Annotated in this window: 12 protein-coding genes; 10 read left to right on the top strand and 2 right to left on the bottom strand. The window is 74.2% G+C overall.

Translation table 11 applies throughout. The features are described from left to right. Positions 1-273: 273 nt before the first annotated feature. Positions 274-648: a hypothetical protein gene (locus ACFVXK_RS31905; RefSeq protein ID WP_389618570.1), complete on the top strand. Its 375-nt coding sequence runs from the start codon at positions 274-276 to the stop codon at positions 646-648. Here ACFVXK_RS31905 and ACFVXK_RS31900 read toward each other — a convergent pair. Both ACFVXK_RS31900 and ACFVXK_RS31895 read right to left on the bottom strand, forming a co-directional pair. Continuing rightward, positions 620-1,618, bottom strand: coding sequence for an FAD binding domain-containing protein (locus ACFVXK_RS31900; protein ID WP_389618567.1), 999 nt, complete (start codon positions 1,616-1,618; stop codon positions 620-622). The genes ACFVXK_RS31905 and ACFVXK_RS31900 overlap by 29 nt on opposite strands. Then, on the bottom strand, positions 1,615-4,176 hold the full coding sequence (locus tag ACFVXK_RS31895) for a molybdopterin-dependent oxidoreductase (protein ID WP_389618564.1): 2,562 nt from the start codon (positions 4,174-4,176) through the stop codon (positions 1,615-1,617). The genes ACFVXK_RS31900 and ACFVXK_RS31895 overlap by 4 nt, the downstream gene beginning before the upstream one ends. Before the next feature lie 253 nt (positions 4,177-4,429). On the opposite strand from ACFVXK_RS31895, the gene ACFVXK_RS31890 reads away from it, so the two are divergent. The 9 genes from ACFVXK_RS31890 to ACFVXK_RS31850 all read left to right on the top strand — a co-directional run. After that, positions 4,430-5,881, top strand: a complete 1,452-nt coding sequence (locus tag ACFVXK_RS31890; protein ID WP_389618561.1) for an MFS transporter — start codon at positions 4,430-4,432, stop codon at positions 5,879-5,881. Between the two features lie 103 nt (positions 5,882-5,984). Then, entirely contained in the window at positions 5,985-7,175 is a 1,191-nt protein-coding gene (locus ACFVXK_RS31885; protein WP_389618559.1) for a trans-sulfuration enzyme family protein, read from the top strand. A gap of 65 nt (positions 7,176-7,240) precedes the next feature. Continuing rightward, entirely contained in the window at positions 7,241-7,747 is a 507-nt protein-coding gene (locus ACFVXK_RS31880; RefSeq protein ID WP_389618556.1) for a MaoC family dehydratase, read from the top strand. A 69-nt stretch (positions 7,748-7,816) separates the two neighbouring features. Beyond that, positions 7,817-8,656, top strand: a complete 840-nt coding sequence (locus ACFVXK_RS31875; RefSeq protein WP_389618553.1) for a class I SAM-dependent methyltransferase — start codon at positions 7,817-7,819, stop codon at positions 8,654-8,656. Continuing rightward, positions 8,653-9,699, top strand: a complete 1,047-nt coding sequence (locus ACFVXK_RS31870) for a methyltransferase domain-containing protein (RefSeq protein ID WP_389618550.1) — start codon at positions 8,653-8,655, stop codon at positions 9,697-9,699. The genes ACFVXK_RS31875 and ACFVXK_RS31870 overlap by 4 nt, the downstream gene beginning before the upstream one ends. A gap of 60 nt (positions 9,700-9,759) precedes the next feature. Then, a complete protein-coding gene (locus ACFVXK_RS31865) occupies positions 9,760-10,653 on the top strand; it encodes a diiron oxygenase (RefSeq protein ID WP_344155416.1) in 894 nt (297 codons plus the stop codon). A 35-nt stretch (positions 10,654-10,688) separates the two neighbouring features. Next, positions 10,689-11,555 (top strand): hypothetical protein, encoded by an 867-nt coding sequence (locus ACFVXK_RS31860; protein ID WP_389618547.1) that lies wholly within the window; start codon positions 10,689-10,691, stop codon positions 11,553-11,555. A 1-nt stretch (position 11,556) separates the two neighbouring features. Then, complete coding sequence (gene acpS / locus ACFVXK_RS31855; protein ID WP_389618544.1) at positions 11,557-12,324, top strand: holo-ACP synthase; 768 nt, start codon at positions 11,557-11,559, stop codon at positions 12,322-12,324. Next, on the top strand, positions 12,321-12,830 hold a 510-nt coding region (locus ACFVXK_RS31850; protein WP_389618541.1), incomplete at its 3' end, for an S-adenosylmethionine synthetase N-terminal domain-containing protein. The genes acpS and ACFVXK_RS31850, both read left to right, overlap by 4 nt.

Here is a 12,830-nt window from a genome sequence, read left to right as displayed (position 1 = left end):
CCTCCCGGGTCTGCCCTTTCAGGGCTGGCCCCGGGCGGGGGAGGCGCCGGGGACGGCCGAACTGCGCCACAGGAGCCGGCAGGTTCCGCTGCTGGGACGAGCCCGCCGCCGCGGGGCTCCGCCGAACCTGTGCCGGAGCCGGGCCCGCTGCCGGCGGGACCTGCCGTGTCAGGGTCGGCCCCGGGCGGGGGCGGTGCCCCGGCCGGGCGGACCGGGCCGCCGGGGGCGGTCGGGGCGGGCGCGGGTCCGCCCTCGTCGGGGTCGGACGGGGCCGTGGCGGAGCCTTCGCTGCCCGGGGCCGGCTCCGGGACGGGGGACGGCGGGGGAGGTCCTGGTGCCCCGGGCGCCGTGCTCGCGGGCCCCGCCGCGGAGCCCGTCGCCGGCCCGCCTCCCCTGGGTCCGGAGCCCGCCGAGGGGCTGACCGGCATCGGGGACCGGGTGGCCGGGCGGATGCTGCTGGTGTCGGCGCACCTGGACCCGGGCGGGGACACCCCGCCGGTGCCCGCGCCGCTGCGGGACCCGGCGTACCGGGGGTTCACGGCGGAGCCGCCCGGAGCACCGCGCCGCTACTACGCGGCGGCCTCCTGGCTGGACTCCCTCATGACCGACCTGGAACGGGTCATGGCCCCGGAGGACGCGTCCCGCTGACGGCCTCCCCGGGGCGGGGTCCGGGCGCGGCGGCCCGTTCCAGGGCCTCCAGGACGGTGTCGCGGAACAGGGTGGTCTTGTACCCGGTGTGCGGCAGGGGCCGGCAGCGCCCGAGGAGCGTCGACGCCGCCTCGGCGAGGACCGCGGGGGTGGCCTCGCGGCCGGTCAGGGCCTCCTCCACCTCCGGCAGCCGCAGCGGGACCCGGGCCACCCCGCCCGCCGCGACGGCGGCCCGGACGACGGTGGAGCCCCGCAGCGAGAGCCGGGCGACGGCCTCGACCAGCGGCCATTCGGCGCGGGCCCGGCTGATGGTCCGGTGGCAGGCGGCGCGCTCGCCGGGCAGTGCGGCGGGCAGCCGCACCGAGGTGAGGACCCGGCCGGGCGGCAGCAGGTGGTCGGCCTCGTGCAGCCGGCTGCCGTCCCCGTACAACGCGGCGACGGGACGCGGGGATTCGCCGTGCACCTCGGCCTCCGCGTCGTAGGCCAGCAGTGCCACGGCGAGGGTCGAGGGGTGCGGGGCCACGCAGGGGCCCTCCCCCGCGACCACCCCGTAGTGGTGGTCGCCCGCGCCGGCGGGGCAGTCGGTGCCGCCCTTCTGCAGGCAGCCGATGTGCGGGTTGCGGAAGTACCAGCAGCGGTTGCGCTGGAGCAGGTTGCCGCCCAGGGTCCCGGCGGCGCGCACCTGCGGGGTCGCCGTGCTCCCCGCCGCGAGCGCCAGCGCCGGCCAGCCCTCCCGCACCCGCGGGTCGGCGGCCAGTTCGGCGAGGGTGGTCAGGGCGCCGACGCGCAGCCCGCCGCCCGGCAGAGCGGTGCAGCCCCGCAGGTGGGAGACGCCGGACAGGTCGGTGAACGGCCCCGGGGACAGGCCCGCGCGCTGCCGGGCGGTGGTGTCGGTGCCGCCGGCGCGCAGCTCCCCGCCGCGCGCCAGGACGGCGGCCGACAGGTCGGTGAGGGCGGGCTCGGTGCTCACGGACGCAGTCCTTCCAGAAGCCGGTCGGGGCGGATGGGCAGGTCGTACGGGCGCCAGCCGGTGGCGTCGTACACGGCGTTGGCCAGGGCGGCCGCGGTGGGCAGCGTGGCCACCTCACCGAGGCCCACGCCGCCGCCCGGGACGTGCTCGAAGCCCTCCTGGTGGAAGTGGACCGTGATCTCGGGGGTGTCGCCGATGCCGGGGATCCGGTAGTCCTCCAGGTTCTCGGTCAGCACCCGCCCGGTCAGCGGATCGGTGCGCCGCTCCTCGTACAGGGCGTAGCCGACGCCCTGGACGACCGCCCCCTCGCACTGGTTGCGGGCGAGGCGGTCCTCGTGGATCCGTCCGGCGGAGATGCCGTTCCACACGCGCAGCGCCCGGGTCCGGCCCAGCCGGGTGTCCACCTCGACCTCGGCGACCTGGACCGATCCGGTGAACCCGCGGCCGACCGCCAGGCCGCCCAGGGTGAAGGGGAGGGCGAAGCCGCGCCGGTCGCGCGGCCGTTTGCCGGTGATGCGGGTGCCGTGGGCGGAGTCCAGCCGGGCGGCGACGTCCCCGCCGCCGAGTGCGGCGCGCAGCCGGTCGGCGGCGTCCCGGGCGGCGGGGGCGAGCGAGGGGGTGGTGCGGCTGCCCCCGGAGATCGGGCCGTGCACGGGACCACTGCGGCCGATCTCCACGCGGATCCGGCCCTCCTCGACGCCCAGCCCGTCGGCGACGGTCCGCCGCAGGACGCTGCGGGCGCCGGTGCCCATGTCCTGGACGGCGCAGCGGGCGACCACCGTCCCGTCCTCGACGGTGAGTTCGACCTCGGTGGCGGGGTCGACGAAGTAGAGCCAGTTGGCGGCCGCGACGCCGACGCCGCGCCGGTAGCGGCCCGTGCCGCCGCGCCGGGTGTCGGTCCAGACGGGCAGGGCGGCAGCCCAGTCGTACAGGGCGCGGCGCTTGGAGTTGCCGTCCCACTGGCGGCGCAGGTCGATGGGGTCGTGGCCGAGCCGGTGGGCCATCTCGTCGACGGCCTGTTCCAGCGCCCAGCACAGCGGGGGTCCGCCCGGGCCGCGGAAGGGGGCGCCGGGGGGCCGGTTGGTGACGGTGTCGAAGTCGCGCAGCCGGCGCGGGGAGCGGCCGTACATGAACCGGGCCAGCGCGGCCACGGAGCCGCCGACGGAGACCCCGCCGTCGCTGTCGGCGTCGACGGCCAGTGCCGACAGGTCCCCGGCGGCGTCGGCGGCCATCGCCAGCCGGATGCGGGTGGCGGGCCGGTAGCCGCCGTCGGTGAGTTCCTCGTCCCGGTCGAGCGAGACCCGGACGGGGGCGCCGTGGAGCCGCGAGAGCTCGACGGCGGCGACGACGTCGGTGGTCAGCCCCACCTTGGAGCCGAAGCCGCCGCCCACGTGCGGGGCTTCGGCGACCACCTGTCCGGGGGGCAGGCCCCAGCGTTCGGCGGCGAGCTGCGCGACGCGCTGGACGGCCTGGGTGGACACCTCCAGCCGGAGGGTGCCGTCGCTCCAGTGGGCCAGCGTGGTGTGCGGTTCGAGCGGGGTGTGGCTCTGGGCGGCGGTCGTGTACAGCCCTTCGACCAGCCGGTCGGGGTTCTTGGCGCGGGCCTTGAGGATCCGGCGCACGGCTTCCCCGCCGCGCTTGTTCATGCTGACCGGGCCCCGCCGGTTGCCCTCCCACTTCGCGGGCAGCCCGAGGCCGCCCTCACCGGAGCTGGGCGCCCGCTTGCGGGCCGCCTTGTCCGGGTAGACCACCGGGCCCCGGCCGGCCCGGGCGGCGCGCACGTCGAGCGCGGCCGGGCGTACCTCGTAGTCCACGACGACCTTCGCGGCCGCCGCCCGCGCCGCCGCCCGGGTCGGCGCCGCGACGGCGGCCACGGGCTGGCCGGCGTAGCGCACCACCCCGTCGGGTGGCAGCAGCCGTACCAGCGGGAGGTCGCCGGCGTCGACGGAGCGGACGAGGGCGTGCGCGTGCGGGGAGCGGACGACCACCCCCTCCAGCAGTCCGTCGGGGCGCAGGTCGGTGGTGTACCGGGCCGCGCCGCAAGCCTTCTCCGGGGCCTCGGCGCGCGGGGGCGGGGCCGCTCGGTCCGCCGGTCCGTCGTACGCGCCCGCGCAGGCGGCGGCCACCGCGTCGAAGATCCGCTCGTAGGCGCCGCAGCGGCACAGGTGCCCGGCCAGGGCCTCGGCGATCCGCTCGCGGCCGGGCGCGGTCCGCCCGTGCCCGGCCCGCCACCGGTCGTGGAACGCGGCCGCCTCGACGACGAAGCCGGGGGTGCAGTAGCCGCACTGGAGGGCGTCGCGGCCGGCGAAGGCCCGGGCGACCGGGTGGTCCGCCAGGCCCTCGGCGGTCGTGACCCGGCGTCCGGCCAGCAGGGCGGCGGGGGTCAGGCAGGAGACCCGGGGGTCGCCGTCGACCTGGACGGTGCAGGCGCCGCACACCCCGCCCGCGCAGACCAGCTTGGTGCCGGTGAGGCCGAGCCGGTCGCGCAGCACCTCCACGGCCGCGGGGTCGTCGTCCGTGTCCGTCGTGTGCGGGACGCCATTGACCTCGAACTCCACGGGACGCGCTCCTCCGGGCGGGGTGGCGACCGCCGGGCCCGCGCGCTCACCTTCACGTCCTTGATATCCCGTCGCCGGGGTCGCCGCAGCGCCCCCGCGCCCGGGGCAGGGCCGGGCGGGTGACGGGCGGGGGCCCCGTCGGTCGAGTCCCGCTCGAGCGCCTGACCGCAGCCTTACATACCCCCCACCGGTATGCTAACTTCCCTCACGAAGGTACCCCCTGGGGGTATAGGACAGAGGAAGGGCCAGGGCAATGTCAACCGTCAATCCCCGGCGCTGGTGGGCACTTGGCGTGCTTGCCGCCGCTCAGTTCATGGTGATCATGGACACCTCGATCATCGGGGTGGCGCTCCCCGAGATGCAGAAGGACCTGGGCTTCTCCCAGGGCGAGCTCCAGTGGGTCTTCAACGCCTACGTCATCGTCTTCGGCGGATTACTGCTGCTCGGCGGGCGGCTCTCCGACCTGTTCGGGGCGCGCAGGGTCTTCGCCACCGGCTGGGTCGTCATGATCGTGGGCTCCGTGCTCGCCGCCGCCGCGCAGAGCGCCTCCGTGGAGATCGCCGGCCGGGCCGTCCAGGGCGTCGGCGGCGCGCTGATCGCCCCCTCGGCCATGACCCTCCTGATGATGCTGTTCGGGCACAACCCGAAGGAGCTCGGCAAGGCGATGGCCCTCTACGGCGCTGCCGCCCCGGCCGGCGGCACCGCCGGCGTCTTCCTCGGCGGCGTGTTCACCGAGTGGGTGAGCTGGCCCTGGTGCTTCATCATCTACGTCCCGATCGGCGTGGTCACCCTCGCCCTGACGAAGCTGCTGCCCGCGGTCCAGTCCCGCCGCGGCTCCGTGGACGTCCTCGGCGCCATCGCCGTCACCGCCGGGCTCGCGCTCGCCGTCTTCGCCGTCGTCCGCGCCCCCGAGGCCGGCTGGGGCTCCACCGCCACCGTGCTGGAACTGATCGGCGCCGCCGTCCTCCTCGTCCTCTTCTTCGTGATCCAGAAGGCCATCCGCGAGCCGCTCATGCCGCTCGGCGTCTGGCGGATCCCGCGCCTGGGCTCGGGCAACCTGGCCATGACCCTGCTGGGCGCCGCCTGGATCCCGATGTGGTACTTCCTCAACCTCTACCTCCAGCAGGTCCTCGGCTACGGCGCCTTCGCCTCGGGTGCGGCCCTGCTCCCGATGACCATCCTGCTGATGATCTTCATGACGGCCATCACCGCCCGCCTCATGGGCCGCTTCGGCGCCAAGCCGCTGATCGTCGCCGGCCTGCTGGCCCTCGCCCTCGGCCTGGTCTGGCTCTCCGCGGTCGAGCCGACCGGCACCTTCCTGGTCGACGTCCTGCCCGCCTCGCTCGTCGCCGCGCTCGGCATGGCGCTGGCCTACATCCCGGCGATGATCGCCTCGATGTCCGGCGCCCCGCAGGAGCAGGCCGGCCTCGCCTCCGGCATCGTCAACACCACCTACAACGTGGGCTCGGCCCTCGGCCTGGCCGCGCTGACCGCCCTCGCCACCACCCAGGGCGCCGGCGAGCTGGGCAACCTGCCCGCCCTCACCGACGGGTTCAGCTCCGCGTTCATCGCCGCCGCCGTCATCGCGGCCGTCGGTGCGCTGGTCACGCTCCTCGCCATGAAGGGCGACAAGGCGGTCGCCGCCGCTGCCGCCGCCCCGGCCGCCGACGCCCCGGCGTCGCGGAACCAGACGGCGGGGGTCTGACGCACGGGGACGGCCCCGCGTACGCCCCAGGGGTCGCCCGACGTCCTCCCCGGACGTCGGGCGGCCCCTTTTCCGTACCCGAACCAGACAGGGAGACCCCTCGATGAAGGACATCCGCACCCGGGCCGTCCACGTGGCCCACGAGCTCGAAGTCCCCGGGAGCCGGCCGCTGTCCGTGCCCCTCGTGCAGTCCTCCGCCTTCGCCTTCGACTCGGCCGACGACCTGGCGCGCGCCATGGCCGGCCCCGACGGGGACTACGTCTACAGCCGCCGCGGCAACCCCACCGTGCGCGCCCTGGAGCGCACCCTCGCCGGGCTGGAGGGCGGGGTCTCGGCCATCGCCTTCGCCTCCGGGATGGGCGCCATCAGCGGGGTCCTGCTCGCCCTGCTGCGCCCCGGCGACCAGGTGATCGCCCAGCGCTGCCTGTACGGGGGCACGTACGCGGCCCTGGGGGACCTCTCGGAGCGCTACGGGATCCGGGTCGACCACATCACCGGTGACGACGCGGGGGAGTTCGAGGCGCTGGCCGGGCCGCGCACCCGGCTGCTCGTCCTGGAGACCATCGCCAACCCCACCGGGCAGGTCCCCGACCTGCCCGGCCTGTTGGCCGCCGCCCGGCGCCGGGGCGTGCTCAGCGCCGTGGACAACTCCCTGGCCTCGCCCGTGCTGTGCCGTCCGATCGAGCACGGCGCCGACATCGTGCTCCACTCCACCACCAAGTACCTCGCCGGGCACTCCGACGTCCTCGGCGGGGCGGCGGTCTTCGCCGACGACGCCCTGCGCCGTGAGGTCTGGCCGCGCACGGTCGAACTCGGCGCCAGCGCCGACCCGTTCGCCGTCTGGCTCACCCTGCGCGGAATCGCGACGCTGCCGCTGCGGATGCGCGAGCACTGCGCCAACGCCGCCCTGCTCGCGCAGCGGCTGGCGGACCACCCCGCCGTGGCGGCCGTCCACTGGCCGTGGCTGAGAACGCACCCCTCGTACGCCATGGCGCGCAAGGTGCTCTCCGGCGGCGGCGGGCTGCTCTCCTTCGAGCTGCACGGCGGCCGGGAGGCGGGCCGCGCCTTCGTCGAGGGGGTCCGGCTGGCCCGGCTCGCGCTGTCGCTGGGCGGGGTGGAGACGCTGGTCACGCACCCCGCCAGCACCTCCCACCGGGAGCTGGACGAGGCCGCGCTGGGGCGCGCGGGCATCGGTCCGGGCCTGGTGCGGATGTCGGTCGGCATCGAGGACCCGGAGGACCTCTGGGAGGACGCTGAACAGGCGCTGCGGTCTTCTTTTGGGTTGACAAAATAAGCGCCTGATTCGTAGATTGGTTCACGCCAGAGAAAACCACTCCTCTACGTCAAGGGGGGCGCGTGATGCGCTATTTCGAGGACTTCCGGACCGGCGACGTCCACGAGCTGGGGACCATCACCGTCACGACGGAGGAAGTGCTGGAGTTCGGCAGGCGCTTCGACCCGCAGCCCTTCCACACCGACCCCGAGCTCGCCGAACAGACCCCGTTCGGCGGCCTCATCGCCAGCGGCTGGCACAGCGCCTCGATGTTCATGCGCCGCTACGTCGACGGACTGCTCGCCTACAGCGCCTGTACCGGCTCGCCGGGTGTCGACGAGATCCGCTACCTGCGGCCCGTCCGTCCCGGCGACGTGCTCACGGCGCGCGTCGAGATCCTCGGCTCGCGCCCCTCGCCGTTCAACCCCACCACCGGGGTCGTCCAGCCCAAGTGCACGCTGTCCGACGCCGAGGGGAACGTCGTCTTCAGCATGATCCTGCACAGCATCTTCCAGCGCCGGCCCGCCGCCTGCTCCCCGGCCCACCCCTGCGCCGCGGAGGACCCGGTCGTCCGCGTGAGCTCCCTGGCCTGACCCGGCCGGGCGCGGGGCCCCGTACCGCGCCCGCCCCCTCCCCGTCCGCCGAAGTGAAGGGAGCCTCCCGTGGAGGCCGTATCCCGCACCGCCCAGTGGACCGCCGCAGCGCGGGCCCTGGAAACCGACCGCGAGGACCGGCTGTTCGCCGATCCCTACGCCCGCACCGTCGCCGACACCATCGGCTTCGAGCTGCTGGAGCGCTACGCCGGAGCCGGCACCGTGCCGTTCCTGGCCATCCGCACCACCTACCTGGACCGGCAGATCGTCCGCACCGTCCAGGAACACGGCATCCGCCAGGTCGTGTTCCTCGCCGCCGGCATGGACACCCGCTTCTACCGGCTGCCCTGGCCCGACGGCGTCACCGTCTACGAACTCGACCGCCCCGCCCTCCTGGAGGCCAAGGCCGGGATGCTGGCCGACGAGCCCCAGCCGGCCGGACGCACCCGCGTCCCCGTCGCCGTCGACCTCACCCAGGACTGGACCGGCCCCCTCGCGGCGGCCGGCTGGCGCGCCGACGAGCCCGTGCTGTGGGTCGTCGAGGGGCTCCTGTTCTTCCTCCCCGAGGCCGCCGTCCGCAACCTGATCGCCACCCTGGCCGGACACTCCGCGCCCGGCTCGGTCCTGCTCGGCGACGTCATCAGCAAGGCCGCCCTGGAGAACCCGCTCTCCCGCCCCTTCCTGAACTCCCTCGAAGAGGACGGCAACCCCTGGCTGTTCGGCACCGAGACCCCCGAGCAGCTCCTCGCCGAATGCGGCTGGGACGTCCGCGAGGTCCGCCAGCCCGGCGAGGACGGCGCCGACTTCGGCCGCTGGCCCTACCCCGTCCCCGCGCGCAGCGTCCCCCGCGTCCCGCGGTCCTTCCTGTTCACCTGCGACCTCCCGACCACCGAGGTGAGAGCGGCATGAGCGCCACCCACGACTTCCACCAGCGCGTCATCGGCGACGCCGGCGCCGCCGTACGCGGCCTCACCGTCGCCCTCGGCGAACGGCTCGGCCTCTACCGCGCCCTGGCCGAGGCCGGCCCCCTCACCCCGGCCGCCCTCGCCGAGCGCACCGGGATCCACCCCCGCTACGCCGAGGAGTGGCTGCACGCCCAGCTGAGCGCCGGCTACGTCGAACGCGACCCCGCAACCGGCGCCTACACCCTGCCCGCCGACCACGCCCCGGTGCTGGCCGACCCGAGCGCGATCACCTTCGCCGCCGGGTTCTTCACCGCCCTCAAGGCCCTCTACGGCACCGAGGACCTCCTCGTCGACGCCTACCGCACCGGCGACGGCGTCGGCTGGGCCGAGCACGACGCGGCCCTCGACACCGGCATGGGCAGCTTCTTCCAGCCCACCTACGAGCACCGCCTCGTCCCCGACTGGCTGCCCTCCCTCACCGGGGTCACCGCCAAGCTCGCCGGGGGCGGCACCGTCGCCGACGTCGGCTGCGGGGTGGGCCACACCACGCTGCTCATCGCGAAGGCCTTCCCCGAGGCGACCGTCCACGGCTTCGACTACTCCGAAGAGGCCATCTCCATCGCCCGCGGGCTCGCCGAGGAGGCCGGCCTCTCCGACCGCGTCGTCTTCGACGTGGCCTCCGCCGACGACTACCCCGGCACCGGCTACGACCTGGTCACCTTCTTCAACGCCCTGCACGACATGGGCGACCCGGTCTCCGCCGCCCGGCACGTGCACAAGTCCCTGGACGCCGACGGCACCTGGATGCTCGTCGAGTCCAACGTGTCGCCCGACGACATCGACACCCAGACCCCCGCCGCCCGCATGTTCATGGCCCTCTCCGCCGTGATGTGCCTGCCCGTGGCCGTCGCCCAGCGCGGCCCCCACGCGCTCGGCAACCACTCCGGCGAGCAGGCCTTCCGCGCCATCGCCGAAGAGGCCGGCTTCACCCGCTGGCGCCGCGCGACCGAGACCCCGGTCAACGCGGTCTACGAGGTCCGCCCGTAGCGCCCCACCGGCCCCGGGGCCCGCACGCCCCCGCCCCACCACCACCGACGAGGAGTCCCCATGGGCGTCAGCGCCCCCCTGCCCGTCAACGACCGGTTCCTGGAAGTCCTGGAACGGCTGAGCTCCCGCTCCATCGAGGAGTACTACAACCCGTACCAGCAGTTCGACTGGCCCGAGAAGCTCGACGAGGGCCGCATGTGGATGACCCCCGAGCTGCTCACCGTCTACGGGACCCCCTTCTACGACGAGCTCGGCGAGGAGACCCTCCAGCGCCTCTCGAAGTGGGAGAGCATCAACTTCTACAGCCTCAACGTGCACGGCATCCGCGAGCTGCTCATCGAGGTCGTCGGCCGCATCCACATGCCCGGCTTCGAGGTGCCCTCGGACTTCTTCCACCACTTCATCGGTGAGGAGAACGAGCACATGTGGTTCTTCGCCGAGTTCTGCCGCCGCTACGGCGACAAGATCTACGGCTCCACGGCCCTGCGCGCCGACTCCGCCTGGGAGCCGGAGGTCGAGAACTTCCTCGTCTTCTCCCGGATCCTCTTCTTCGAGGAGCTGGTCGACCACTACAACACGCGGATGGCGCGCGACGAGTCGCTGTGCCACACCATCCGCGAGGTCAACCGCATCCACCACCAGGACGAGTCCCGCCACATCGCCTTCGGCCGCGAGCTGGTCTCCCTCCTCTTCTCCCGGATGAAGGAGGCCGTCCCCGCCGCCCGCGTCGCCGAGGTCGAGGCCTACCTCAAGCGCTACGTGGTCTACAGCATCAACTCCCTCTACAACCCCCACGTGTACCGGGACGCCGGCATCGCCGACCCGATCGGCCTGCGCAACGCGCTCGTCGCCGACGAACGGCGCCGCCCGCACGAGCGCAAGGCCATCCGCAAGCCGCTCGGCTTCTTCCTGAAGACCGGGATCTTCACGGACGACGTCCTGCCCGTCGTCTGAGAGGGCCCACCGCCGCCCGAGAGGTGACAACCCCCATGAGCGTCACGACCGTCAAGACACCCACCACCACCGAGACCCGGGGCCTGCCCTCCCTCGGCCCCGAGGGCACCGCCCTGCTGCGGCTCCTCGACGACACCTTCGAGAGCTGGGGGGTGCATGCCGGGGCCCGTCCGATGACCATGCCCCCGCTGCTCCCGGCCGCCGACCTGGCCCGGCTCGACTACTACGACAACTTCCCCCACCAGGCCGTCGTCGCCGCCCCGCTGAACCTCGACGTCCGCAAGACCAGCGAGTTCTCCGCGGACACCGGCTGCTTCCCCTGCGACGCGCTGGAGCCGGCCGCCCTCGGCCTGCCCTCCGCCTCCTGTTACGCCGTCTACATCGACCACCAGGGCCGCCCGGCCGCCGACGACGAACTCGTCACCGTCGTCGGCTGGTGCTTCCGCAAGGAAGCCCACTACGAGGGCCTGCGCCGCCAGCTCGGCTTCCGCATGCGGGAGATCGTCGCCATCGGCACCCGCGAGCACGCCGAGGAGCACCTGGCCCGCTTCACCCGGCGCATCCACGCCTTCGCCGAGGCCCTGGACCTGCCGCTGACGAAGGAGGCCGCCTGCGACCCCTTCTTCGACAAGGGCAGCTCCAAGGCGGTGCTCCAGCGGCTGACCCCGGTCAAGCACGAGTTCCTCTACGAGGACCTCGCGATCGCCTCCGTCAACACCCACCGCAACTTCTTCGGCGACCGCTGCGAGATCCCGCTCGCCTCCGGCGCGGGCCCGGCCTTCACCAGCTGCGTGGCCTTCGGCCTGGAGCGCTGGCTGTCCGCGCTCACCCGCCGCCACGGCAGCTGGGGCGCGGCCACCGCCGCCGTCCTCGGAGCGAACGCGGCGGGGCCGGCGATCTGACGTGCAGACCCGACCCGTCGCCCCGCCGGCGGGCGGCCTGGGCTGGGCGAACCTCGGCATGGACATCGTGTCCGTCCACCGTGTCCGCCGGCTGCTCGCCGCATACGGCGAGGACTTCTTCCAGCGCATGCTCACCCCCGGCGAACTCGCCGACTGCCACACCTCCGCCCGGCGGCTCGACGTGCTGAGCCTGTGCGGGCGGATCGCGGCCAAGGAGGCGGCCTTCAAGACCCTCCGCGTCGGGGCCGTGGTCCTGCCCTGGCGGGACATCGTCGTACGGCGCTCCGAGGGCGGCTGGCCGCTCGTGGAACTCCGCGGGGCGGCGGCCGGCATGGCCGCCGACTCCGGCATCTCCGGCATCACCGTCACCATCAGCCACGACGTGGACTACGCGGTGGCGGTCGCCGCCCCGCTGGTGGACCCCGGTCCGCCGCAGCCCGCCGCACCGCCCGCACTCCCGGACCCGGCCGCCGGATCCGCGCACACCCCGCAACCCGAACACCGCACCCCAAGGAGAGACACCATGGCCGAAGGCCTGCAGCTCGTGAAGAACTGGCTCCTCGCCCGCCACGAGGAGCTGGACGACATCGCTTCCGACCTGGACCTCATCGAGAACCGGCTGATCGACTCCCTGTCCTTCGTCGAGTTCGTCTTCCTGCTCGAACAGCACAGCGGCCGCTCCATCCAGATGGAGACCCTCGAGGTCGACGAGATCCGCACCCTCGACGCCATCGCCACCCACTTCTTCTCCGCCGAGGTGAAGGCATGAGCAAGCGCCTCTTCACCTCCGAGTCGGTCACCGAGGGCCACCCCGACAAGATCGCCGACCGGATCAGCGACACCATCCTCGACGCCCTGCTGCGCGAGGACCCGGCCTCGCGCGTCGCCGTCGAGACCCTGATCACCACCGGCCAGGTGCACATCGCCGGCGAGGTCACGACCACCGCCTACGCGCCGATCGCCGAACTCGTCCGGGGAGCCATCCTCGACATCGGCTACGACTCCTCGAAGAAGGGCTTCGACGGCGCCTCCTGCGGAGTCTCGGTCTCCATCGGGGCGCAGTCCCCGGACATCGCCCAGGGCGTCGACACGGCCTACGAGTCCCGGGTCGAGGGGGAGGACGACCTGCTCGACCGCCAGGGCGCGGGCGACCAGGGGCTGATGTTCGGCTTCGCCTGCGACGAGACCCCCGAGCTGATGCCGCTGCCGATCCACCTCGCGCACCGGCTCTCCCGCCGCCTGACCCAGGTCCGCAAGGAGGGCACGGTCCCGTAC

Source organism: Streptomyces sp. NPDC058157 (assembly GCF_042884105.1).
Lineage (GTDB): Bacteria > Actinomycetota > Actinomycetes > Streptomycetales > Streptomycetaceae > Streptomyces.
Note: the sequence above shows the minus strand (reverse complement) of the source record. Positions and strands in the feature narration are given on the sequence as shown.